The sequence below is a fragment of the Flavihumibacter rivuli genome (assembly GCF_018595685.2).
GTDB classification, from domain to species: domain Bacteria; phylum Bacteroidota; class Bacteroidia; order Chitinophagales; family Chitinophagaceae; genus Flavihumibacter; species Flavihumibacter rivuli.
On sequence record NZ_CP092334.1, the window covers coordinates 2918906 to 2945151 of the forward strand.

The window sequence follows — 26246 nt, forward strand, 5'->3', positions numbered from 1 at the left end:
CCAGCTCTTATTTATCGGTAATATAAAGCTTATCAACCAATACATCTTCCTCTATTAGCAATAACCCATTTTTTTCCAAACTCTTGTTGATATTAGCAACCCATAAACTCCTCTCAGTTGGAACCACTTCCCCAAATTCAATATCAAATGAATTCAAACAATCAACCCCATTCACTACTCGCAAAGGATAAAGCATATCGTCCAAATATTTCACAAGTAAATCTGCAGTAATATTCTTTGCTACAATAAGTTGCCCTTTTTTGAATTTAGCTTGTAACGGTGCGTCAGAAGGAGCTACTGCTTTTAATCGTTTTGAATCAATTAATTTCAGAACCAGGCACTTACTATATGCCTTTCTAACTTCCCCTTTATATGGAAAGAATCTATTCAAATCATCAATAATCATCTTACCCAATTCCTTAGCTTCCATTGGGAACGGGGACCTTAATTCATAACAATACATATAATCCTTCAATAAATCCATATCCTGATCATCAGAAAATAATTGTGGAAACAATTTATACTTATCCTTAACTTCTAAAATAATCCTGGATGTATCTACTGGAACTCCTGAGCCATCATTAAAACCAGCATAGTATAAGCTTAAAACAGGCTGGTTATTTCCACAAAAAAAGCTGGCCTTAGCCCCTTTATATAGCAAAGGCATTGAGCTTCCTATCCAGTTTGGAAGGCTGCCCTGATAGCCAGTTAATATTGAACGAGCTAAAAATCCGTTAGTTGATGGTAAGGTATCACCAAAACGGTATTTCAAGTTATCCGTCTTCATTACTACATTAATGTCCTCTCCCTTAGATAGCAGAGCAAGGCTTTGAGATGAAACTGCTTCCGTACCTGTAATAGCCTTTATGATACCATTTCTATCAACCCATACCTCATGTGGAAGCTTCTTAAATTCAATAAGTTTACCCATAAGGGCATTATCCTCTACTGAATACTCAAGGTCTAAGGTCTTAAGGATCGGATTCACCTTAACAAACCTATCAACAGTAGAAGCATCCTCGTAAGTTATTGGAAGAATATTGACAGTTGAGGAAGAACTCTTGATTTGTCCGTTAATCTTTTTTATACTATGAATACATGAAGAACACCAGGTTGCCCAAAAACTAAGGATCATTCCCCCCTTCTCATAGTATACAGAAATAGGCTTGACTTCCAGTTTTCCATTCTTTAAAACTTTTACATTTATCGGCGGCAATTTATCACCGATACCTAATTGTTTACTTTGACAAAATAATGTCACTGGCATCAGTAAAATGCCAGATATAAATAATTTCCACATTGCTTCTAGTATTAATTAATATCCTGGATTTTGCCTTAGATTAGCATTATTGAGAATTTCATTGTAGGGAAATGGCAAGCGGACACAATGTGCCTTCCAGCTAGGTTTGTAACCAAGCAATGAATCCATCTTACCATTCCGTTTCAAATCATAAAATCGCAAATAACCTTCAGTAAAAAGCTCCCTTCGTCTTTCTAATAAAAGCTGCTCAAGGAATTCGCTGTATGAAACAATAGCAGGCAAACTTTCACAACCTGCACGTCTTCTAACTTCATTTAAATCTTTCAAAGCCAGAGTTAGGTTGCCCAAATTTGCACTCGCCTCAGCTCTTATTAAATAAATCTCCGACAATCGAATATCAACTAAGTATTCGCTCTCTCCATTAACAACCTCAGATCTATTCCTATATTTAAAGGGTGTTTTCAATTGGTTCTGAATATCATCATTCAACCATATTTTAGATCTTAAATCATCAGATCCAAACTCTTTCAAAAGATTTTCAGAAATTGAGTACTCGGGAACGACACCTGGATCGGTCACATATGACAAACCATAATCCGTATATCCAGCCTTGTTCCAATAGCAAAACAATGTCTCATCACTACCAACTTTGAAAACCCTATCAAGCTTTTCCAAAGAATACAATCCACTGTTTATGATTGAATCTGAGTAATTATATGCCAGTTCCCACTCCTTATTATATAAAGCTAGCCGGGCTAAATAGGCTTGCGCAACAAACTTATTAATACGAACCCTGTCAGATGAGGGATAATTACCATTAAGATAGGGCATTGCGGAGAATAGATCTTTATACATCTGGGAAACTAAAACAGCTGAATCAGCATTATTCAATTTAGCAGATTGGTTAAAATCGGCTGTCAGTACCAATGGAACTTCTCCATATAGGACCATTAAGTCAAAATAACTTTTGGCCCTCAAAGTAAGTAACTCACCAGTTATTTGATTTCTTACATCTAATGGAATAGCACTCAATTTTCCTTCAGCATTAAGCCAATTATTTGCATAGTAGATAGTCGCAAAAATTGACTTCCATTGATTTTCATTTATTAAGTTTATAGGATTAACCAATCCCTGATAAAACTCAAGGAGTGAAGCATTGTTACCGTTATATACAATATCATCACAGTACAAATTCATAGGGTTCGAGACATATGGGAATGCCGCTTGAGCAGCTTTAGTATATACATTCGCCAAATAAGCCTCAGCATTCTCTCTATTTGAAAAGATCATATCCCCGGTTAACTCATACTTCGGAGGAGCAACTTCAACCATTTTTTCACAGCCCATTATATGGGCTACAAGAAATATTCCTACAATTATTTTTGGTAATCGCATACTGTTCTCTTTAAAAGTTTAATTGAACACCCATTACAAAAGACCTTAGCGGAGCAATACCTGTATTACTGGTTTCTGGATCAAACAGGTAGTCATTCTTAAACCAGGAAAAAATATTCTGCGCATCAAAATAAACCTTACATCGCTGGATCCTAAGTTTCTTGAACCAATCATCTTCCCATTGATAGCCAATAGATAAGTTTTTAAACCTTACATATGAAGCATTATACCATACAGCATCAGAAACTCCTAACCTGGTAATTTCAACTCTTCTACGTGTTGAAGCAAGGGGAACGTCTGTAATGTCACCTGGATTTTGCCACCTTTCAAGAACCCTAGTAGGGCGATTCGCCATAGTTCCAAAACTTGGAGGTAAACCTCTCTCCTGTTTGCTTGCAAATTGAAAAAATAGATCAAATTGGAGTCCTTTCCAGCTTAAGGTGGAACCAAAACCGCCATAATTGGCAGGGGTATTTTTTCCTATGATCGAATAATCATCAAAGTCCCGAATTAAACCGTCCTTGTTGTAATCAATATAGACTGGCAAACCTGTGTTGGGATCTATACCATCATAATCAAAACCTCGTATGATGGAAACATCCTTTCCAATTTGATACCGATAGGAAAAACTGGAATTTTCAAGAGCAGGATACTCTAATAGCCTATTCCTTAAAAAAGTAATATTACCGTTAATTGACCATTGAAGGTTCTGCTTTCTGATCAGTACGACACTAGCGTCTATTTCAACCCCACTGTTCTCAATGGAAGCATCCTGATTTGCCTGAACAGAACCAAAAGGACCGCTTAAAAATGGGATTGGATATTCCAATAACTGATTATTACTAATATTTCTATACCAGGCGATAGTTGCATTTACTCTATTTTGAAAAAAACCAAGTTCTGCAGCTATCTCCAACTTCCTGTTGGTTTCCCAGCCAAATAAGGCATTTGCAAACCTGTCTGGATTTAACCCGATAATTCCCTGGTACTCTTCCAGATTACTATATGTTTCCAGGTAACTGTAGTCGCCGATCTGATCATTACCAATCAAGCCATAGCTAGCCCTGATTTTTCCATAATTTAACCAGCGCAGTTCATTCTTAACCAATTGCGTATTACTAAATAGCCAACCTATTCCAATTGCACCGAAGTTTCCATATTGTTTTCCAGGTCCAAATCTTGATGATCCATCCCTTCGACCAACGATATTGATAAGGTACCTATCTCTGATATTCGCATTGAACCGCGCAAATACTGAGGCATATTTATATTTTGCCTCACTAGGATAATAGTATTGTTTGCCGGCTGCCCCTGGGTTCTCCAATAAATAATCATTAGTATACTCAGATGCCATTATGGTTAAGCCCTCTGTATTTGAATGCTGCCATGAACCTCCAAGGGTTGCGTTAACATCTATCCAATTAAAGCCTTTTGAAAAATCTAGCTGAGGCTCAAGGATAATAGTTTTTGTACTGAAGTCTCCGAAATTTGCATAACCAGCACTTGAAAATGCCGGATTTAACGCAGATTTCGGGTAAAGTACCCTCTGGTTCAAATCCATTCGGGAAAGCCCCGCGTTTAACTTGACCATTATATTTTTGGTAAGTTTTGCTCCCATTTGAATATTGTTTTGAAAAAACTCTGTAGCTGATTTAGATCTCAAATTCAACATTGCAATAGGATGTAGATTACCACTTATTCCTTGCCAGGAATATGAACCATCTTGATTATACAGCTGAATATTTGGCGCAAGACTCACAGTTGAAGTACCACTGATAGCAAGCTGATCGCTAAATGTATTTGAATAAGTGCCTGAGTAATCAGCGTAAAATTTATTACCAGGTGTGTTAAAATGATAGCGGAAATTTGCACCATAACGTTCAAATGTGTTATTTCCTGGCAAAACGGACCCCTCCGTTCTATAATGACCACTCAACTGAAAGTTGGAATGGTTATTACCTCCTGTCAAACTTAACTGACCGTTTGTAAGCGAAGCCCTGTTTCCAAGATAATAGTCGGCCCAATTGACTCCTTTAGAGGTATCCCATCTTACTAAATCAGGGGCATTACTTGCCGTGGGTGTTATACCGTCATTGCGAAAGGCCTCACGCCTTAACATAAGATAATCCTTCAATGATAGCAGTTGAGGAATCTGTGCTACTTCACTGAAGCCATGTTGTAAATCAACTGACAATCTCAACTTCCCCGAGCTAGCTTTCTTTGTGGTAATCAGAACAACTCCATTTGAACCTCTTGCCCCATAAATTGCAGTAGCATCAGCATCCTTAAGAATTTGAATACTTTCTATATCCTTTGGGTTGATGCTATTTAATGGGCTAATTGCACCAACAGCATCTGTTGTCATGATTGAAGCACCCTGATTCAAAGGAGCTGATACGAATGGGACCCCATCCACCACGTATAATGGTTCATTACCTGCATTTAACGAATTCTGGCCCCTAATCTGTACAGTAATATTACCACCCGGAAGACCATTCTGAGTATTAATATATACTCCTGTTGCCCTTCCTTGTATTGCACTGAGCGGATTGGATACTGGCTGCGACTCTAGTACTTTGGCTGTTATTGTGGAAACAGACCCTGTATTTAATCTCTTCGTGGATTTATAATACCCCTTCACCACCGCCTCATCCAGGTCGGATACTTTCTTCTGTAAGCGAAAGGTGAAACCGGAGCGGCCCTTTACCGGCCACTCCAGGGTTTCAAATGCAACACTGGTGATGACCAAAACATCACCGGGTTGCGACACAACAAGAGAAAACTGCCCTTTTTCATCGGACATGGCAGAGCGATCAGTGCCTTTTACCGTAATGGTTGCCCCAACAACAGGTTGGCCTTGCTCGTCCAGCAGCAGCCCCTGGAAAGGTGGTGACTGCTGCGGTACGGTCGTTGGTTTTTCCAGGTACTTCAAAATGATGATCGACTCCTCAAGGGTAAAACTGAGAGGCTGGTTGGTTAAACAGATTTTCAGCACCTGGTGAATATCCGAGGTGACCAGGTCAATCGTTACCGGGTTGGTTTTGGCCATAGCCTCAGAACTATAAATAAAGCGGTATTGGCTTTGCTGTTCTACTGACCGCAAGACGGTTTCCAGCTTAGCCTGGTTAAAGCGAAGCCTGATCTCCTGTGCATGCAGGTTAGCATGCAGGTCAAGGCAGACGACAAATAGCAGGATGCCCAGGAGTTTCATAGCAAGAAGGTTTTGGTTTCGACCGCAAGGCCGCATGGCACGGCCATTGCCATACAATAGCAGTTGCATACATTTGCTTTGTTTGGGTTAAACAATGGTTAGTCTGGCGATTTACTTGTTGGGTTAACCCAGACACCGGCCAACAGCGTTGCCGCGCTGCTGGCCATTTTTATCTATGGCACCTAACGAGTAATAATGATGGTTCGGCCTTCGAGGCGATAATGCCCATGGCCTGTTTTCTCGAGTACGGACAAGAGTTTGGTGAGTGGTAAATGGCGAGGTATGGTAGCGTTCAAATGAAAATCCAATTTATCCTTAAAGACCGGTTCGATATCGTACCAACGCGCCAATTCCTCCATCACGTCTTTTACCGGGGTATTCCTGAACAGGAAAATATCGTTGATCCATCCTAAAAGCTGTTCCTGGTCATAGCTATTGACCGCCCAATGATCCTGGTCAAAACTGGCCTGCTGGCCTGGAATCAATACCTTACTAATGGTCCCTTTATTCAGCTTAACTTTTCCTTCCACCAGGCTGGTGACCTGCTTACCGGTTTCATAGGCCCTGATATTAAATCGGGTACCCAACACCGTGGTCTCCTCCTCTCCTGTTCGAACTATAAATGGTCTGGCCGGATCACTCACTACTTCAAAATAACCTTCCCCGGTTAGCTCTACCCTTCTTTCCTTCCCTGCGAACTGGTTGGGGTAACTCAGACTAGAAGAGGCATTCAACCAAACCCTGGTACCATCTGGCAGTACAGCCTTATACATTCCTTTACGGGGTACAATCAACCGATGCATGGCCATGGTCATTGCCTGGGGTTGGGAAGGATACACCAATTCCCCGAAAGATCGCTTTACCTGAACGCCATGCTCAAGGATGGTATCCTTTGCAGTTTCATTCAGATTGACTTTTTTACCGTTTTCCATTACCAATACAGCCTGTGCGGAACCAGGTGGAATTTCCGTAGTTGCTATATTTCCCATTTCCGGATCCTTTGGCATAGCCATGCGAGTTTGCAACCACCAGAAAGCAAGCATCACTACTATCACAGCTGCTGCCATCCAATAGGGCCAGTAGGTAGGTTGCTTCGCCAGTACTGGTTGATGAAAGCGAGGATCGGCCTTACTTTCGGCTAGTTTCTTTTCAGTATCCAGCTGTTGGAACCAGGATAACGTATTACCCAATTCATTTTCATCGGTCAAATGTTCGAACAGTCTCAGGTTAGCAGCATCTTCCAATAGCCATTCATCAAGTTCATCGCGTTCAGCAGGTGACAGGTCTTTCCGGATAAAACCCGCCACCAGGTAAGCGACCCGATGGGCCTGGTCCTGGTTTGACCATGGATGCTGATTTCCTTGCTGTTCCATACCCTTAATTTACCAAGCGTTTCTGACACTATGACGAAGTAGGGTGAAAAAACGGGTATCCTAGCGGGAAAAAAATAGGCAAAACATCAATAATTGTTTGAGAATGGCTAGCGCCCTTGCCTTTTGCTTCCGGATGGTTTCCGGGCTGGTCTGCAGCAGTTCACTGATCTCCCGATAGGACTTATCCTGCAGGAAATGAAGTTCTACCACTTCGCGGATCCTGGGAGGAAGTTGGTCTATACTACTATATAGGCGTCGAAGTGTTTCGGCCTCAATAAGTAAGTGGTCATCGGCCAGGCTTACCGGTGAGTCGGTAAGGTTAGCATAAGCCGCTTCATTCCTATCCCTGACATTGCCTTTCCGTTGGGCATCAATAGCCGCATTGCGGACAGTAGTATAGAGATAAGCCACTACCTGGCGGGTATCTTGCATCTGATGGCGCTGGAGCCATAGCTTGAGAAAGCAGTCCTGTACCACATCTTCAGCCGCCTGTTGATCCTGGAGGATCCTATAGGCCATATAGCAAAGCGGTGCGTGGTATTGGCGGAAAAAATGATCATAAGCCGATTCCTTTCCGGCCCTGAAATCTGCCGCCATTTCATCATAAGAATAAGGAAGCTCTTCCGCCATGATCGAAGGTTTTTAAAAAGGAGAAGAGTCCTAAGTGGAAAAAAGAACGTGGGTCTCCACTTACCGTTACTGAGGCCCTCGGAGGCCCGACCACGAATAAGGGAGCCCACGCCTAAACGTGAGCTCTTCACTTATCGTCTCATGGTCATGAAATTTCCGAGGTTTCAGTAACGAGACTCAAAGCGAAAGCTTCAATTTCTTTGAAGGATTCGCAAAAATAATGGTTGAATTATCAAATTCAACAACAACTAAATTAACCAATTTTTCCAATGTAGTATTATAATACCACACTAAATTTTTCAAATAGGTCCACTTTTCAAGTTGAGAAAAGTGGCATGTCTGAAAATCAATATATAGCTATTAGAAAGAGTATTGGTGCACAGTTTAAAAAACACAGGCTTAGAAAAAAACTTAGCTACAGGCAGCTCGATGCAATCACTGGTATAGACTATAGTTGGATCAGTAAGTTTGAAAAAGGACAGGTCAATTTTGAAATAGATAGCTTAATAAAGCTTTGTTCCGGCTTAAAAATTCAACTGGGTGAATTGATGGATTTTAAGCATGGCTATGTGGATGAATAAAGCTCAATATTGATATTAACTACATTCCCTTCTCTCCCCTCCATTTACTTGGTGACATACCAAAACGTTTACGAAAAGCATTGGTAAAATTCGCCACATGCTGGTAACCTGCCTCCATGGCAATATCCTTAATGCTCATATTGGTCTGCAATAGTTGTTCCCTGGCTTGCTGAAGCCTCAATTCCTGGAGCCGGTCAAATACCCCCTGTTTAAAGTACTGTTTGAAGGCCTTTTTCAGGTAGGTGGTATTAGTCCCTACCATCTGGGCCAGTTCTTCGATCCGGTAATGGCGGGTAAGATCAGCGGAAATGATGGCATCAGCTTCCAAAACAAAGGCCGGAACGGGTTCATTCTCCGGCAGTATGGGCTTGGGGCCATATATCAACAGGTGATGAAAAAGGAGGTCGCGGCAACATTTTTCATAGAATATCCGGTGCAGATTAGGGGTATAATCATGGTGCATAAGATCATCCAATACTGTTAGCATCTCTGGCACAAGGGCATAAAACTGGTTTTCCTGGAAAAAGGGGCCGTTGGCAGCCAGCTGGTCATACCAACTTTCTGGCAAATAAACCACCAATATTTGAGGAGCTGAGGAAGGTTGAAACTGTAACCTGGTGGCGGAAAAATTTGAAAACCAATACTGTCCTGCCTGGAGGGGTCTCCAATCCAGGCTGCCCCATGCCATTTCCAGGTTACCGGAAAGAAGGATCTCCAGCCGAAGGCCCTGCTCTGCCACAATAGCTTCCAGAATGGCATCAGCGGAAAAATTGAACCACCGGTGCTCCAGGGAGAACTCTTCACAAGTCCAGGATTGTAGCCTGACGGTTCCCAGGAATACATCTGTCTGCTTAACCTCACTACCAGCAAGATAAGGCCCCTTGATATGGTAATCATCGTAAGGGTAGAACAATAGCTTACCCAGGGCCTTATGATAGAGGTCGGTCATTTCCGTTACATGCAGTACGGTAAAATACAAAATTTGGTGGGTAGAATAATGGGTGTTTTAACGGGAAATGGGGGTGAGGAAAGGTTAAACTACTATTTATAAAAGTAGATATTGAATATTTCAATAAGCTGTGTGTATGAATACAATATTAAAATAACAGAATATAGTGTTCCTTTAATAATCTATAAATATTCACTGAAAAAGGAATATTATATTAGCATTAAAACTGGTGGGTTTAAAAAAGCGTACCCATATGACTAAAAGAAAATCTGAATACAATAACAATTCATATTAACGAATAGCGTAAGCTTACTAGTAATAAGAAAACCATTTATAATCTACTAAAGTATACAATAATAATTTGAAATTATTAAAACTCAGACTCAATCACAGATTGAAGTTTTACATAAGTCTCAAACACGAATCAACTTAGTAAAATTATAGATTCATAGCAAACTTAACTGAAATAAAAAAAGCCATAAAAGACCAAAATAAATTCAAACTATTCGATATAAATTCATAATACAAATAATGGAAACTAAAAAAAAGGAAAACATTGCTATTTGCCTTAATTGTTACAAAATAAAGTTTACTGAGAAATATAAGAAAACTGAAAAATCTATTTTAGATGTATTTGGGACTAATAAAATAAAGCCAATTATAACAGAATTCATAAAATCAATTGACTCTCAAAAAGTTTTCAAAACCAAATCACAAGACCGAATATTATACTTAAAAGATATCTTAAAACTAAGCGAAAAAGATAACATTTTCATTTGTACAATAATGAAGGGCCATAACGGCCCACAAACATCAATTGACGAATTGGCAGGAAGTCAAGTAAAAACTGTGGGAACCGTTTCAAAGGACCAGTATCATTGCTTACCATATTTCCTTTTAATATACATTAACCAAACCAACCCAAAGGATATTCTTTTTCTTGCGCAGAGTTACAGACAATACGGATTTAAAGAAGTTTTTGAAGAGTGTTTTAGAGAGTTTACATCAGAAAAATCAAATAACACTTCTGTCAAATTTAACCCTCTATCAGTAGCAAGTCTATTTGAAAAGCAAATCAATGATGGTTTTGTAAAAAGTATTCGATTCATAAAACATGGCCTGCATAAAAACGCAGAAAATGTTGTCAAAGGTGATAAATTTTCGAAAGAGCAATATGAAATGGAATTAGCGATTAAAGCCAAAAATGGTTTTTGGGGAATAAAAGAAAGCCTTAAATATGATGATGCATCATTTATTGAAAATGTTCAAATAGATGGATTTGAGTATAACGAAGCATATGCAGATGTGGTTATTGCAGGCAGAAAAAGAACTATGAATCTCACTAAACCATCGGAATTTTCAGCGGCCTATGATATTACAGATAAAGTAAAAATTGACGAAAACACCAAGTTGCCAGACTTCAAAGAAATCATGGAAGAAGCATTAGATATCCTTAAAAACGATTTAATACCATACGTATGAAATGGTTTTCTAAATTATTTGATAGAATTGAAATGGCAAGTATGTTTAATCAACACTTGACTACCTTTTACCATTATGAAAAGAAGCAATTTTATAACAAAACAGAAATTCCAAGATCCGATAAGTTTGTTTTTATTGCTATTCCAATTTTGCTATCAATTGGAATTTGCCTAATAGGATTAAGATTTGATAAAGATTATGTAAACATCACTTTAACTTGTCTGTCAATTTTTTCAGGACTTTTATTTAGTTTGTTGACACTGGTTTTATCTTTAATTCAAGAAAATCAAAAAATAGATATTGAAAACATTAAACTGGAAGAAAGAAAAAAAACTACTGCAAGGATAGAATTGACGAATCACTTATTTATTAATATTGGGTTTGCAATCGTTTTATCAATCGCAGCAATATTATTTGTATTATTAACCCAACTTCATCCTACAAAAATCATCCATCTTGTAAATAAATGGGAACAGTATAACTTATTAAAAGATTCATTTCTGTACCTTACAAATGGAATTTCCTTTTTCCTAATTATTGAATTTTTCTTAACGCTAATGATGATAGTAAAACGGTTTACTGTATTATTTATCAATCAAACATCATAGTAATATTCCTTGGCATTTTTGTTTAACTTCTTTTACTATAATCCGTTACCTGACATTACTATAAAACTAAAGTTTATTGCAGATCATATGCTATTACCTAATTTTAATTTAACGGCTAAACAAGCTAGGTAAATTTACCCAACCCGATAAAACAACTTAATAGAGCTGGGCCCAGCATTGGGCAATGCCGTATCATCTGTTACCTATTCAACCGTAAGAGGTCTCCTGATAACCAGGCTCCAGGGTACTGCATTTCAGCATTTTGTACTGCCTGTGATCAATCCCAATAATTTGCTGGATAATGTCAAAGGTTAACAACCGGAATATCCTGCTCCTGAAACGTGCAACGGACAAATAGCCATGGCCGTGAAATTCAGTTTTAAGGTAGCATCTTAAAGCAATGCCATAACACATAGGATTAAAGCAGCTGTATCGGTCTATCGAAACAGCTGTTTTGCTTTAGGAAGGTTTGGGGAAGAGGCTGCTTTTCAATATTTTAAGGCTTCAATTTATTTTTGACCTTGATTTTTGATTGATCCATACCCTACCTTGCCACATTAACCTTTAGTACGTTTTACCCATGTCCGAAGAACAAAAGAAACAACTGGAAGCCCAGCTCTGGAACATAGCCAATACCCTGCGCGGGAAAATGAATGCCGATGAGTTCCGCGATTATATCCTGGGCTTTATATTCTATAAATACCTCAGCGAACGTATGCACCAGTATGCCAACGATATGCTGAAACAGGATGGCATCCGGTATGAACAGATCAAAGAAAACAGCCGGGATGGTAAGGCTATCCTGGCAGCGGTAAAGGAAGAGGCCCTATTGAAACTGGGCTACTTCCTAAAGCCTTCCGAACTGTTTAGCCATATAGCGGCCAAAGGCAATAGCCTGATCGAGAATGCTGATGGGGAAGCCAGTGGAAGCTTTATCCTGGATGACCTGCAGCGGATCCTCCGCAATATCGAACAGAGCACTATGGGTACGGAGAGCCAGGACGATTTCGATAACCTTTTCGAGGACCTGGACCTTAGCAGCACCAAGCTGGGCCGGACCGAAAAGGAAAAGAACACCCTGATCAGCAAAGTACTGAGTCATCTCGATAAGATCAATTTTAGGATCGATGATGCCAAAGGCGATATCCTGGGAGATGCCTATGAATACCTCATTGGCCAGTTTGCCAGCGGAGCAGGAAAGAAAGCCGGTGAATTCTACACCCCCCAGCAGGTCAGCACCATCCTGGCCCGGATCGTTAGTCAGGGTAAGCGCCGGATCAAAAGCGTGTACGATCCCACCTGCGGGTCCGGTTCCCTCCTATTACGGGTAGCCCGTCAGGTAAAGGACGTGGGGTATTTCTACGTGTAGATTCCGGATCAATCTGACCCCCTCATTCCGTTTCAAATTGACCCCCCGATTCCGGACCAAGCTGACCCCCTTCCTGGTGTTTAGTTGATGGGGATTCCGGGGCAAATTGACCCCCTTTTTGGGTCAATTCCGGTTTGCCCGCCCTGTTTACAACATGATTTTTCCACTGTCATTCCGGCACATGTTGACCCCCCTTTTGCATAGCTGAGCTACTGTTACAAGATCGGTTGTTGGTTGCTGTTGTAGCATTGCCCCCCTAAAATAGAACGGGATGGCAGCCAATCCGATAAAAATGGACCAGTTAAAACAAGTATTATCCCTTCATCAGCAAGGCAAATCCATCAAGGCGATTGCCCGGCTTACCGGGATTGCCCGTAATACCATCAGGGGATACCTGCGCCGCGGGCAAGCCAATGAGTGCAATCCCCTGTTGGATAACGATAAAGAACTTGCCGCAGCCCTGTATAACCAGGATAGTTCTACCTATAAAAGCAAAGCCTACCAGTGCCTGCTGTTGCATTTTGAAGGCATTGAGCAGGAACTGGCGAGGCCGGGCGTTACCCGCCTGCTGCTGTGGCGGGAGTATCGCGAACAACACCCGGATGGTTATGAGTACAGCCAGTACTGCTACTACCTGAAGGCATTTTTGCGCAATAAGGATGTCTCCATGCACCTGGAATACCGGGCGGCCGAACAGATCATGATCGACTTCGCCGGCAAGAAGCAGTATTACATTGATAGCACATCTAAAGAGCGGATCAGCTGTGAAGTATTTGTAGCTACGCTGCCCTTCAGCGGACTGATCTTCTGTTATGCCGTTCCCAGCCAGAAGACGGCCGATTTTTTGGAGTGCTGCAACCAGATGCTGCGGTATTTTGGTGGCAGCCCCCAGACCATTCTCTGTGATAACCTCAGCACTGCTGTTACCCGTTCCGATAAATACGAGCCTGTCTTTACGGATCTCTGTTACCAACTGAGCGAGCATTATGGCACCACTTTTAGTGCTACGCGACCCTATGAGCCGCGGGACAAGGCCATGGTGGAGAAGGCGGTGCGTATTGTATACCAGAATGTATATGCCCCCTTGCGCAAACATACCTTCCACTCCCTTGCCGAGCTCAATCATCATTTTCTTCAGCAGTTGGAGCGCCTGAACAAACTTCCTTACAAGGGATCCTCTTTCAGCAGACAGGATCTCTTCCTGGCAGAAGAGCAGCCCCTTCTAAAAACCCTTCCTTCAGCCCCCCTTTGCCTTAAAAAAGGAACCGTACTGACCGTACAGCGCAACTACCATATACAACTGCGGGAAGACGGCTTGTACTACAGCGTGCCCTGGCAATATGCAGGCCAGAAGGTCAAGGTCTGGTATGACCACCGCTCCGTAGAGATCTACCATGACCACCAACGCATTGCCTGGCATCCACGCAGTGTCAACGGCAGGGGATACACCACCCTTGGGGAACACATGCCACCCAACCACCAGGCCATGGCAGCCAGGAAGGGCTGGACGCAGGAAGGCTTGCTAAGTAAGGCTTACCGTATAGGCCCCTGTGTGGGCAGTGTGGCAGAGAAAATACTAGGCAACAGTGTTTACATGGAGCAGAACTACAAGTCCTGTTATGGCATGCTGATGCTGGAAAAACGGTACGGGTCGCAACGCCTGGAAGCAGCCTGCCAACTGGCACTGACGGGTATGCGCATTAATTACACGATGATCAAGAACATCCTGCATTGCGGTAAGGATAAACAGGTCCGCATACCCAATGACACCCCACTGCCATCCCATACCAATATCCGAGGTCCCCAACAATATCAATAAGCACATTAAAACCTATCATTAGCAATGAACACAACATCCACATTGGAACAGATGAAAGAGCTCCGTTTAATGGGTATGGCCCAAACTTACCAGCAACAACTGGAGCTGCCCTTGCATCAGCAACTGGAATCACATGAACTGGTGGCACACCTGCTCCAGCATGAACAGCTCTACCGCCGCCAGGAAAAGACAGCCTACTATCTTAAACTGGCTAAGCTAAGGCTGCAGGCCATACCGGAACAGATCAACTGCTCCGCAGCAAGGAACCTGACCAAGCAGCAGCTCACTACACTGCTCGAAGGGCAGTACCTGAAAAACGGGGACAATATCCTGGTAACAGGGGCGACAGGCTGTGGAAAATCCTACCTCGCCTGCGCTCTCGGCCACCAGGCATGTTTACAGGGACACAAGACCATTTACCTGAGCATGAATCGTTTTATAGAGAAAATAACCCTGTCCAAACTGGACGGTACTTACTTGAAACTATTGAACCACCTGGAACGCCAGTCGCTGATCATACTCGATGACTTTGGCTTACAACCCATGCAGCAGGACATCAAGCTGGCCCTTTTACAAATCCTGGAAGAACGCCATGGGAGAAGATCCACTATTGTTACCTCACAGCTACCTGTAAGCGCCTGGTATGAATACATCAATGAACCTACCGTAGCGGATGCCATAATGGACAGATTGACAGCCAGCGCACATCGCATAGACCTGAAAGGGGAATCACTGAGGAGAAAAAAATAACCGGAAAAACTATAGCCTATTTAAATTTGAATAGCAACCCACCGCTCTTTGTCTTACAGTACCTCAGCTAACTATCAAGGGTGGGGTCAGTTTGCCCCGGAATACGGGGGTCAATATCAGCGGAATTTATATCTACGGGCAGGAACTGAACCGCACTACCTATAACCTGGCCAGGATGAACATGATCCTGCATGGGGTGCATTATAAGAAATTCAGTATCCGCCAGGAAGACACCCTTGAAAATCCCCAGCACCTGGGTATGAAGTTCGAGGCCATCGTCAGCAATCCCCCATTTAGCGCCAAGTGGAGCGCCAATCCCCTGCACCTGAGCGATGATCGTTTCAGTCAGTATGGGAAATTGGCTCCCAGCTCCAAGGCAGACTACGCCTTTATCCAGCACATGATTGCGCACCTGGATGATAATGGGGTAATGGCCATGGTCGCGCCCCATGGCGTGTTGTTCAGGGGAGCTGCCGAGGGACATATCCGTCGTTACCTGATAGAAGACAAGAATTACCTGGATGCCGTGATCGGCTTACCAGCCAATATCTTCTATGGAACCGGCATCCCCACTTGTATCCTGGTGTACAAGATCTGTCGTGAGCACCCCGACAATATACTTTTCATTGATGCAAGCCAGGACTTTGAAAAAGCCGGGAACCAGAACTACCTGAGTGATGTGCATGTGGACAAGATCCTGCAAGCCTATAATGACAGGAAGGATATAGACAAATACGCCAAGGTGGCCAGCCTTGAACAGGTGGCAGCCAATGATTACAACCTGAATATTCCGCGTTATGTGGATACGTTTGAGCAGGAAGAGCGAATTGACCTCGGTACTATAGCAAAAGAACTGCAGGCGCTGGAAGGGAAAATGAAGGATACGGATAAGACCATAGCAAAGTATTGTAAGGAGTTAGGTATTGCATCACCATTTTAAAGGCCTAGTGCTTAACAATATGAATTATTAAAAGTAGGCTGTTCACAAATGATCAACTTTTGAAGCAGCTGCTAAGCGGTTACAGAGTTATTGAGAAATACATAATGTTTAAAAGGTAGAAATGAGGATAGAAAGCATGAAGGGAGAACAAAGATTATTCATTAAAATGAATACCAGATGACCTTTAAAAAAAGGAACTATAGGATGATTGTTGAACGATAAAATGGAGAGCTTAACAAAACGAAATAATAAAAGGATTTAATCTATTATTTCCTCCTTTCATTTAGCATAACCGTATTCTAAATAAAATGTAATTATGGTAAGATCTAAGAATATTCCTGTAATTCGCTTTCAAGAATTCACGAATAATTGGATTAGCGAAGAATTTGAAAATATTTCAGAACGAGCAAGTGATAAGTATAATCCTGATAAAAGTAAAATAGATTACCCTTGTATCGAACTTGAAAGCTTAGATCAGGATACGGGCATTTTATTAAATACTTTCTCCTCAAAAGAGCAGAAAAGCATAAAAAATAAGTTCAACAAGGGAGATGTTCTTTTTGGCAAGCTAAGACCATACTTGCGAAAATTTCACCAGCCAAACTTTGAAGGGGTTTGTTCATCAGAAATTTGGGTATTACGTGGCACAAAAATTACAAACAGGTTCTTGTACTACCTATTACAAGCAAAACGATTTAGTGATTTAATGAACGTAACCTCTGGTTCAAAAATGCCCAGAGCAGAGTGGAGTCTAGTTTCAAAAGAATCATTTTTCTACCCCTCCCACCCCGAGCAACAAAAGATCGCTTCCTTTCTCACCGCAGTGGATGAAAAGATCCAGCAACTCAGCAGGAAAAAGAAGTTACTGGAGCAATACAAAAAGGGAGTGATGCAAAAATTCTTTAACCAGGAAATCCGGTTCAAACCGGATAAGGGTGGGAAGTTTCCGGATTGGGAAGAGAAAAATTTGGGGGAAATTTCTGTTATAAAGAGAGGAGCATCACCTAGGCCTATTTCATCTCCAAAGTGGTTCAATTCTGAAAGTAATATTGGATGGGTCAGAATATCTGACGTTACTAAATCTAATAAATTCTTGACCAAAACAGAACAGTACCTATCTAAAGAAGGTATAGCAAAAAGCAGACTTGTACCCTCCGGCAATATTATCATGAGTATTTCCGCAACAATTGGAAAACCAATTTATACAACTTTTGAAGTCTGTATTCATGATGGATTTGTTGTATTTGAAGATCTTCAAGCAGAAAAAGAATTTTTATTCTACTATTTAGATTTCATAAAAGAAAATTGGTATCGTTATGGTCAACCAGGGACCCAAATAAATTTAAACTCCGAAATTGTTTCATGTGAACCAATACTAGTTCCATGTAATAAAGAACAACAAAAAATCGCATCCTTTCTCTCAGCCCTAGACGACAAGCTCAACCTGGTGAGCATCGAGTTAGATAAAGCCCGGAAATGGAAGAAGGGCCTATTGCAGCAGATGTTCGTTTAGTATAATTTAGCCTCAATAAACCTTTACCCGAAAGAACCTTATCATGACCACTATCGCTACCCAGCCGGAAGCTATCCTGGAAGCCAATCTAGTTAACCAATTACAGGGCATGGGCTATCGTGCCGTTCAAATCCGGCATGAGGCCGATATGCTGGCCAACCTGCAAGCTGAACTAGAGGAACACAATAAAATAAAGCTCAGCACCAAGGAATTCTTACAGGTGCTCAATCACCTTAATAGAGGCAATGTCTTTGACCGTGCGCAGATCCTGCGCGACAAAATGGCCTTACAACGGGAGGATGGCACCACTACCTATATTGAATTCCTGAATGTGGAACATTGGTGCCAGAACAGATTCCAGGTATGTACCCAGGTAACCATGGAGGGTAGCTATACCAATCGCTATGATGTAACCCTTCTCATCAATGGCCTTCCCCTGGTACAGATAGAACTCAAGCGGAGGGGCCTGGAATTAAAAGAAGCATTTAACCAGACCAATCGTAACCAGCGCCACTCCTATTGGAGCGGTTATGCGCTGTACAACTATATCCAGATCTTTGTGATCAGCAATGGCGTAAACACCAAGTTCTACGCCAACAACCGCAACCAGAGTTTCAAGCAGACCTTTTTCTGGACCGACGAGCAGAACCGACGCATCAGCCAGCTGCAGGAATTTACCCAGGCCTTCCTGGAGCCCTGTCATATCAGCAAGATGATCTGCAAGTATGTGGTGCTGCACCAGAGCGATAAATGCCTGATGGTATTGAGGCCTTACCAGTATTACGCAGTGGAGAAGATCATAGAGCGGGTGAAGACCGGTACCAAGAACGGCTATATCTGGCATACCACAGGTTCGGGCAAGACCCTTACCAGTTTCAAGGCATCACAGATCCTGACCAAGCTGCCCATGGTGCATAAGGTGGTCTTTGTGGTAGACCGCAACGATCTTGACTATCAAACCACCAAGGAGTTCAACGCATTCTCTTCCGGTTCAGTGGACGGCACCAACAATACCCAAATGCTGGTGAAACAACTGGCCGATGACACCCCGCTGATCGTTACCACCATACAGAAGCTGAACACCGCCATCAGCAAATCGCAATACCTGGAGCGGTTAGAACACCTGCGCCAGCAACGCATGGTATTCATCTTTGATGAATGTCACCGCAGCCAGTTTGGGGAAACCCACCAACGCATCCGGAAGTTTTTCGAGGCTGCCCAGCTCTTTGGGTTCACGGGCACACCCATATTTGCCGACAATGCTGCAAAGGGAGTAGAAGGGAACAGAACCACCAAGGACCTCTTCAGTGACTGTCTGCATAAGTATGTGATCACCGATGCGATCCGGGATGAGAATGTTTTGCGGTTCTCGGTGGAGTATATCGGGAAATACCAGCACAACGAGCAGAGCAAGACCAGGATGGATATTAAGGTAGAAGATATAGACACAGCGGGTTTACTGGAAGATCCGCGGCGGCTGGAAAAGATTACCGATTACATCATAGCCAACCACAATGCCAAAACCCGTAACCGGGAGTTTACGGCCATCTTCGCCATCAGCAATGTAGAAACGCTCATCAAGTATTATGAGCTGTTCCGAAAGAAAAAAGCAGCGGGTGATCATGACTTGCGCATTGCCACCATATTCTCCTTTACGGCCAATGAAGACGACAAGGACGCAAACGGTTTTATTCCCGATGACCAGGACATATTCGCCGATGGCAAGGGTGGCATCAACAAACACAGTCGGGATAAGCTGGATGAATTCATAGCCGATTACAATGACATGTACGGCACCAAATACAGCACCAAGGACAGTCAGAGCTTTTATAATTATTATAAGGAACTGGCCAGGAGGGTAAAGAACCGGGAGGTGGATATCCTGCTGGTGGTGAATATGTTCCTGACCGGCTTCGACAGCAAGCACCTGAATACCCTTTATGTAGATAAAAACCTGAGGTTTCATGGGTTGATCCAGGCCTTTAGCAGGACCAACCGGGTATTGAATGAGACCAAAAGTCAGGGTAATATCCTCTGCTTCCGTAACCTGAAAGCGGCGACCGATGAGGCCATAACCCTGTTTAGCAATAAAGAAGCCATTGAAGAGGTAGTATTACCGCCATATGAGAACCAGGTAGCCAGGATGAACCAGGCCTTGGGCCGCTTATACCAGTTGGTACCCACCGTACAGAGTGTGGATGAATTGCCGGATGAAGAAGCCCAGCTTCAGTTTGTGCAAGCCTTCCGGGAGATCATGCGGATCAGGAATGTGATGGAGAGCTATGCGGATTTCAATTTTGAGGAATTGCATATCAGTCCCCAGGCCTTTGAAGATTATAAGAGCAAGTACCTCGACATCTATGATTCAGTATCACGGGGAACCAGAAAAGAAAAGGTATCGATCCTGGAAGATGTGGATTTTGAATTGGAGCTGATCCACCGCGATGAGATCAATGTGGCCTATATCCTGAAATTGCTAGCCAAACTAAAAGGGACCAATGCAGAGCAGCAGCAAAAGCTACGCAAGCAGGTGATGGATGTAATGGCCGGGGAGATCACGTTGAGAAGTAAGAAAGAATTAATTGAGCGCTTCATAGAGGAGGCCTTACCACTGGTGGAAGATACCGATGATATCCCCCAAGCCTTTATCTCTTTTGTGGACCAGGAGAAAGAAGACGCTTTCCGCAAGATATGTACTGAAGAGAAGCTGCGGCCGGAGCAGTTTAGGGAAGTCCTGGGCGAGTACCTCTTCACCCAGATAGATCCCCAACCAGATGCCATCATCAACCTGCTGGAAGAAAAGCCCAGGATCCTGGAAAGAAAGACCATTCTGGATCGCGTACTTCAGCGGCTAAAGGATTTTGTGGAGACGTATATAACGGGGGTTGGGGAGTAATGAAAAATATAAAAAAAAGCATGCCTTGGCATTAACATTCGATGTTTTTTTAATATTTTGCCAAAAATACCAGGCCAAGCAGACCTTGCAATAATTAAAGTAACTTTGCCCCTCATGTCCAAAAAGTCTTTAACAGAAGCTGCAATCAAAAGGAAAATCCTTGTAGGCAATAAACTCAAAGTTGCTCAAGTTGATTTTACCAGTAATATGGTAAAAAATAGAATAAAGGACACCAAATCGGCACAAGAGGAAGCTGAAAAACGGAAGAAAATATCCTGGAAAGACCTAAATGCAATTAGAGTTCGTATTTAGGAAGCGCTATGCACAAGGTTTACGCATTTTCTGAACATAGATTTGCATGCCTGCTAGCTAATATTGAAACAGATATTGCAGAAATCAAGGAAAAACCTCTTTTCAACTATTGTTGTCGATATTTGAAAAGATTAAGGGTATCTCATATTGTAGTTGAGCAGCAATATACAAGTGCAGATTTTTTAAATGATTACAGTTCGTACTATTCAGACTGCCATAAGAATTACGAAAAAATCTGTAAGCGACTACATTTCTTCTCTTCCGATCCCAGATATGGAAAATCCACATTATTAAAAGCATTTTCAAATACAGAATGTAAGAGAAAGCTAAAAAGGGATTATCTGGGCTATCTGGTAGTAAAACCAATTCCCAACTATGTAATTGGTTTTACTATCCTAAAAACCTATAGTAGCAACAAGACAAATAAGCGCAGCTATTGGGGTACAAGGCCCTATAAAGCAAATCTTTTAGGCCTGGAATTACCCATAATGGCATTAGCCTTTCAGGAACAAGATACCACCCTTAGCGCTTGCGCAACCATTTCTATATGGGCAATGCTACATAAGGCCGCGGAAAACTATTTCATCAAATTAAGGACACCCGGTGAAATTACTAAAGATGCAGGAATCATTTCACACAACGGAAACAGATTACTTCCAAACAAAGAAGGTTTGTTGATTAGTGAAATGTGCACTGTCATAGCCAAAAGTGGCCTGCAGCCAGAGACAAGAATTATATCCTCAACAATAAATTCTTCAAATAGCTCAAGATATGTTAAACAATTGGTCCAAGCTTATAGTGGACTGGGCATACCTTTAATCATGACGATTGAAATCCCCGATGAGGAAAATCAAGTTAACTCTAATTCCCAGCATGAACCAAGTACAGTTGGTCATGCAATAACTGTTGTTGGTCATAAAATTGAAAAGTGTCCATTAAAACCCCCACGTAAGGAAATAACCTGGCACTCAGACAAGCTAAAAGTCCTCTATGCACATGATGACCAAGTTGGCCCCTATTCCTATGTAGTTCTATTAGAGAATAATAAAATAAAAACAGACTGGGAAAAAGACAAACCTGAAGATGATGATATACAAACAACTATAAGCTCACTAATATTACCTGTATACCCAGATATAAAAGTATCCTTTGATGATATAGAGCCAATAGTTTGTGGCCTGGATTCGCTTTTGAGTATTTCATTTGGCAGTACATTCCACTATGATATAGAGTGGGATCTTCAGCTCATTCCAAGTGAAGATTTCAAAAGAAATAATGTTTCCAAAGCACCGCTTTCGGATAATTACAAGAATAGAATACTTTCCAGAAATCTTCCTAAATATATATGGAACTGTCGATGTATAATTGGTGAATTTGTATTATTTGAAATAATTTTCGATGCTACTAGTATTCCGTCGAGCGACTTGGCTCTTGAAACAATTGTCCATTATAATTTTGCTCATGATGCCCTTAAAGATGCCATACTTAAAAACAAACACCAAGGACATGAATTCTTCCAATTTAAGGGTGGTAGGGCGTTTTTCAAGTATCTTATAACAGTATTTGAATAACCCTTTCAGGTTCTATCCTTACCATTGGAGATACTAATAATATCATGAACCTCTATTACGGCGCGTCTTTTTATTAATTGCAATCAGCGATTCTACTGATTCCTCAAAACCACCGCACAAATATTCATAGTTGCCCCTTCCAAAAAACCGATCAAAGTAAATTTTACTTCCATCCCCTTTTTGAACTACAGTAATATTGGGCTTTGTAGTCCTACCTGTTAAAGCCCTTAAAAACATTGATCTAATATTAAAATCCTCCGGCGGGAGAGAGTAACCAATGATGATCCAATTATCTGCCACTCGTAACTCTTCGAATGCATTCCGCCAAATTTCATGCAAATTAGGTTCATCCATCCTTCTGGCATATGACATGGTTACCAGAACAGGATGAAGCGGCCAATAATCACAATGGCATTTATTGATATTGGTCTTCCTATTCTGATGAATCAAATCGATAATCTCGACAGTGGGGTTGATATAGAGAAATCCACACCGTTTGCATTTTAACCAATCTGTAGACCCATGTAACTTGAAAATCTTAAATAGGGGCTTAGAAGGTCTATTATAGATGATATCTTTTTCATCTACAGGATCCCGCCAGGAAACACCATAGTCAATTTCCCGGTCAGCATTATAGGTATCATCGTAATTCAGCAATTCCCACTCCAATGAAACATCATAATTGGTAGAAACCAGGGAAACAAAATGGCTTCCCCCTTTATTTTCCTTTCTGATCCATTTCACAAAATCATCCATCTTCTTGGGTAGCACATACTTTCTTGAACGATTTATAGAGTCAATGATTGCCCATTCAAATATTGTTTTCAGATTTGACATATCCCACCGGTCATTTAACTGTTTGGGAATCTGCAGGAGACCGGGTATTTCATTATTCCAATCAACAATGCAGTGATTGGTATTGATCAATTGGTCAACCATTGACAATAGCTCAGTAACCATTGGTAATTCTTTGACCAAGACATCCATCGGGACATTCTTACCAAAATAATCTTTGATTCCGGGTGACAGCGATACCAACAACTGCTTTAGCATTTCCCGATACTTGTGCGCAACCCTTCTATTCCTTTCAATATTGTTAAATAAGGTTCCGCTGTTGATCTTATTTACAATGATGGGTAGCAAATCCCTGGTCAGCGGATACCCGAAGGTTGCAGATACACCAGCCCCTGTAAAAACAACCGTTTTTTTCATACTTGATAGTTTATGATTCAGCATTTAGAAAAGGAATCTAAGTTTTTCAGCGCCTTTTGAATAGGGGAATTTTCCCGCCCTGCTAATGGGAAAAAGACCCCTACTTACAGATCTTTTTTCAACTAGTTTGCTATGGTTATTCAAAGCTTACCCACAATCCTACCTTGCAATTTCCATCGACCATTTAAAAGACATTAACCTTCTAAACCATTAGTTATGGCATTAAAACTAGTTGACGACAGTTCTACCTATTGGGGGATCATGGTTAACCGCCAGCCAAAAGCAGGTAAACAAAAAATGATAACCGGTGAAATTCCGACAGCCGGTGAATTAACTGGGATAGAATTAAGAATGCTACCACCCTTTATCAAAGAGAATGGTACCACACCGGTATTTCCCTTTCCTGGTAACGCAAAGCTATACTGCCTTGTAATGGTGGTTAGCGATGCCAACAACCAACTTATCGGTGGAATTGATCTGCAAGGATTTCCAAGGATCGGAGACAAAGAACACCTTCCCATCAACAAAACATTATTTTACTGGGAACCCTCCACTGACAACAAAACAGCACCCAGGCAAATTCATATGGCTTGTTCCATCATTAAATGCAAGCAGTCTTTGCGGGACGTAGCTAAAATATTAACATCGGTAAAAAGCGATGAGGACTATAAGGGAGTAGTGAAAACACTTGAAAAGCTGGCCAAAAATGCCAGTGGTGCTACCCTATTCCTTGATGCACTTAGTCAGCTAGGATCATTGGTAGGCAAATACCTGAAGGATGTGGAAGACAAGCCCCTTGGCGCCATTGTTCAGAGTTATACTGCACTTAGGGGTGATTTTGACAACAAGGGGGTTCAAAGAAGGCAGTATATGACACCTAGGGTAATGTTTGATTTTGAACTGGTTGTACGGGACAAAACGGCAACTCCCGTCAAGTCCATAAGGGGTGGTAAGAAGAGCCAAGCCCTAGTTCATGAAGAGGTGATTGTTGATCTGCAACCATTTAAAAGCTGATCCAGGTAAATTTCACAATGGACTTCTGCAGAAAAATTAATCCTTAGAGAATAGAATCTAGCCATGGACAAAAGCATCATCAGGGGACTGGCCCTATCGGGTGGAGGGTATCGGGCAGCCGCCTATCATTTAGGAACCCTGCGAAAACTGCAGGAAATGGGTAAGCTGCAAGGCATAGAAAAAATGTCAACCATTTCCGGAGGTAGCATTATCGGAGCATTCTACTGCCTCAATGAGGACAACTATCCGGACTTCGAGAACAAAATGTACACCATTCTCACCAGTAAGGATGTGATCCGCTCCGTCTTTTTATCATGGCCCTTCCTACGGCTCATTATTGTGGCACTCATTATACTTGCCCTAGCCGTATGGACCTTCATAAAAGTACATACCCTTCTATTTCCAGTGATTTTAGGCCTGGCCATATGGTATTTGATCAGTAATCAATTCACCATTTTTCCTGTAAGCAAAATAATTGAAGGGGTATATGATGAATTCCTGTATGGGAATAAAACCCTGAAAGACCTGAGTGAAAAGCGGCCACTATTAGCGATCGGTGCAACCAATCTACAAACGGCCAGACCTTTTGTATTCTCCAAGCCATATATGGGAGAAAGCTATTACACCAGGGAAATGCAAGCGAGGTTTCTTCCAGACAGTTTCCCCATATCCAGGGCAGTAATGGCGTCCAGTTGCGTTCCTTTTGCCTTCACCCCTGTTTCCATTGATAAAACCTTCATAGAGAACGGAAAAGAGCTAGGCTCTTCTGCGCCCATCATTGTTGATGGAGGGGTTTTTGACAACCAGGGTTCCCATAAGTTAACCCACCCCAGAAGCCTGTTTAGGGCAGATATCATAGTCATCAGTGATGCTGGCAACAAACTACCATTTGAAGACCTCTATAAAAATACGATCAGTCTACTCATAAGAACATCCAATGTATTCATGGAAAGGATCAAACGCTTCCAGCTAAAAGAGGATGTGTATGATCAACAACAATCTGGCATAAGCGAGATTGGGTATATTTCATTAGGGTGGGATCTGGAAAGATGTATAGAAGGCTTCCTTGATAATTTAGAAAACAAGATCATCAATCCCAGGGTAATTGCGGCACATGAAATCCCTTTAGAATGGATAGATCAAATAAAAAAGTACAGGAACCTAATAAAGGATCATATCAGTAACAGGGTTGATCTCGAAGGCATCAGGAATCAATATCCCACACAGGAACAAGTAAAGTTGGCAAGAAATGTTACAACAAATCTCAAAAAGCTGACGCATGCAGAAGTAGAAGCCCTTAGCGCACATGCAGCCGCACTTACAGAACTACAGGTAAAGCTATATTGTCCAAGTTTATAAA

20 protein-coding genes are annotated in these 26246 nt (G+C 41.8%); 13 read left to right on the forward strand and 7 right to left on the reverse strand.

Annotation, left to right across the window (positions count from 1 at the left end; all coding sequences use genetic code 11):
* Window positions 1-7: 7 nt before the first annotated feature.
* The 5 genes from KJS94_RS12415 to KJS94_RS12435 all read right to left on the reverse strand — a co-directional run bounded on the left by KJS94_RS12415 (window position 8) and on the right by KJS94_RS12435 (window position 7870).
* Window positions 8-1300, reverse strand: a complete 1293-nt coding sequence (locus tag KJS94_RS12415; RefSeq protein WP_214448985.1) for a TlpA family protein disulfide reductase — start codon at window positions 1298-1300, stop codon at window positions 8-10.
* A 15-nt stretch (window positions 1301-1315) separates the two neighbouring features.
* Window positions 1316-2656: a RagB/SusD family nutrient uptake outer membrane protein gene (locus tag KJS94_RS12420; protein ID WP_214448986.1), complete on the reverse strand. Its 1341-nt coding sequence runs from the start codon at window positions 2654-2656 to the stop codon at window positions 1316-1318.
* A 10-nt stretch (window positions 2657-2666) separates the two neighbouring features.
* Window positions 2667-5867 (reverse strand): SusC/RagA family TonB-linked outer membrane protein, encoded by a 3201-nt coding sequence (locus tag KJS94_RS12425; RefSeq protein WP_214448987.1) that lies wholly within the window; start codon window positions 5865-5867, stop codon window positions 2667-2669.
* Window positions 5868-6049: 182 nt separating this feature from the next.
* Window positions 6050-7240, reverse strand: coding sequence for a FecR family protein (locus KJS94_RS12430; protein WP_214448988.1), 1191 nt, complete (start codon window positions 7238-7240; stop codon window positions 6050-6052).
* 60 nt (window positions 7241-7300) lie between these two features.
* The gene (locus KJS94_RS12435) at window positions 7301-7870 is read right to left on the reverse strand and encodes an RNA polymerase sigma factor (RefSeq protein WP_214448989.1); all 570 of its coding nucleotides are present in this window, start codon (window positions 7868-7870) and stop codon (window positions 7301-7303) included.
* A 335-nt stretch (window positions 7871-8205) separates the two neighbouring features.
* On the opposite strand from KJS94_RS12435, the gene KJS94_RS12440 reads away from it, so the two are divergent.
* Complete coding sequence (locus KJS94_RS12440) at window positions 8206-8451, forward strand: helix-turn-helix domain-containing protein (RefSeq protein ID WP_214448990.1); 246 nt, start codon at window positions 8206-8208, stop codon at window positions 8449-8451.
* Window positions 8452-8470: 19 nt separating this feature from the next.
* On the opposite strand, the gene KJS94_RS12445 is transcribed toward KJS94_RS12440, so the two are convergent.
* Window positions 8471-9430 (reverse strand): helix-turn-helix transcriptional regulator, encoded by a 960-nt coding sequence (locus KJS94_RS12445; protein WP_214448991.1) that lies wholly within the window; start codon window positions 9428-9430, stop codon window positions 8471-8473.
* 501 nt (window positions 9431-9931) lie between these two features.
* Between KJS94_RS12445 and KJS94_RS12450 the strand changes: the two genes are divergently transcribed.
* The 10 genes from KJS94_RS12450 (at window position 9932) to KJS94_RS12495 (ending at window position 22660) form a co-directional block, all read left to right on the forward strand.
* Window positions 9932-10882, forward strand: a complete 951-nt coding sequence (locus KJS94_RS12450) for a hypothetical protein (protein ID WP_214448992.1) — start codon at window positions 9932-9934, stop codon at window positions 10880-10882.
* Window positions 10879-11490: a hypothetical protein gene (locus KJS94_RS12455; protein ID WP_214448993.1), complete on the forward strand. Its 612-nt coding sequence runs from the start codon at window positions 10879-10881 to the stop codon at window positions 11488-11490. The genes KJS94_RS12450 and KJS94_RS12455 overlap by 4 nt, the downstream gene beginning before the upstream one ends.
* Before the next feature lie 580 nt (window positions 11491-12070).
* Entirely contained in the window at window positions 12071-12859 is a 789-nt protein-coding gene (locus KJS94_RS12460; RefSeq protein WP_214448994.1) for an N-6 DNA methylase, read from the forward strand.
* 271 nt (window positions 12860-13130) lie between these two features.
* On the forward strand, window positions 13131-14678 hold the full coding sequence (gene istA / locus KJS94_RS12465; protein WP_214449552.1) for an IS21 family transposase: 1548 nt from the start codon (window positions 13131-13133) through the stop codon (window positions 14676-14678).
* A 24-nt stretch (window positions 14679-14702) separates the two neighbouring features.
* Window positions 14703-15428: an IS21-like element helper ATPase IstB gene (istB, locus tag KJS94_RS12470; RefSeq protein ID WP_214449553.1), complete on the forward strand. Its 726-nt coding sequence runs from the start codon at window positions 14703-14705 to the stop codon at window positions 15426-15428.
* Between the two features lie 91 nt (window positions 15429-15519).
* Window positions 15520-16368 carry a type I restriction-modification system subunit M gene (locus KJS94_RS12475; protein WP_214447812.1) on the forward strand — a complete coding sequence of 283 codons (849 nt, stop codon included), beginning with the start codon at window positions 15520-15522 and terminating at the stop codon, window positions 16366-16368.
* A gap of 316 nt (window positions 16369-16684) precedes the next feature.
* A complete protein-coding gene (locus tag KJS94_RS12480) occupies window positions 16685-17881 on the forward strand; it encodes a restriction endonuclease subunit S (RefSeq protein ID WP_214447813.1) in 1197 nt (398 codons plus the stop codon).
* Between the two features lie 43 nt (window positions 17882-17924).
* Complete coding sequence (locus KJS94_RS12485; protein ID WP_214447814.1) at window positions 17925-20777, forward strand: type I restriction endonuclease subunit R; 2853 nt, start codon at window positions 17925-17927, stop codon at window positions 20775-20777.
* A 114-nt stretch (window positions 20778-20891) separates the two neighbouring features.
* Complete coding sequence (locus KJS94_RS12490) at window positions 20892-21089, forward strand: hypothetical protein (RefSeq protein ID WP_214447815.1); 198 nt, start codon at window positions 20892-20894, stop codon at window positions 21087-21089.
* A gap of 8 nt (window positions 21090-21097) precedes the next feature.
* Window positions 21098-22660: a hypothetical protein gene (locus KJS94_RS12495; protein ID WP_214447816.1), complete on the forward strand. Its 1563-nt coding sequence runs from the start codon at window positions 21098-21100 to the stop codon at window positions 22658-22660.
* 42 nt (window positions 22661-22702) lie between these two features.
* Here the strand turns inward: KJS94_RS12495 and KJS94_RS12500 are convergent, their stop codons facing one another.
* Complete coding sequence (locus tag KJS94_RS12500) at window positions 22703-23872, reverse strand: SIR2 family protein (RefSeq protein WP_214447817.1); 1170 nt, start codon at window positions 23870-23872, stop codon at window positions 22703-22705.
* A gap of 261 nt (window positions 23873-24133) precedes the next feature.
* Here KJS94_RS12500 and KJS94_RS12505 point away from each other — a divergent pair, with 261 nt between their 5' ends.
* Window positions 24134-24886, forward strand: a complete 753-nt coding sequence (locus tag KJS94_RS12505) for a hypothetical protein (RefSeq protein ID WP_214447818.1) — start codon at window positions 24134-24136, stop codon at window positions 24884-24886.
* Between the two features lie 63 nt (window positions 24887-24949).
* Window positions 24950-26245 (forward strand): patatin-like phospholipase family protein, encoded by a 1296-nt coding sequence (locus tag KJS94_RS12510; RefSeq protein ID WP_214447819.1) that lies wholly within the window; start codon window positions 24950-24952, stop codon window positions 26243-26245.
* The last annotated feature ends 1 nt before the right edge of the window (window position 26246 follow it).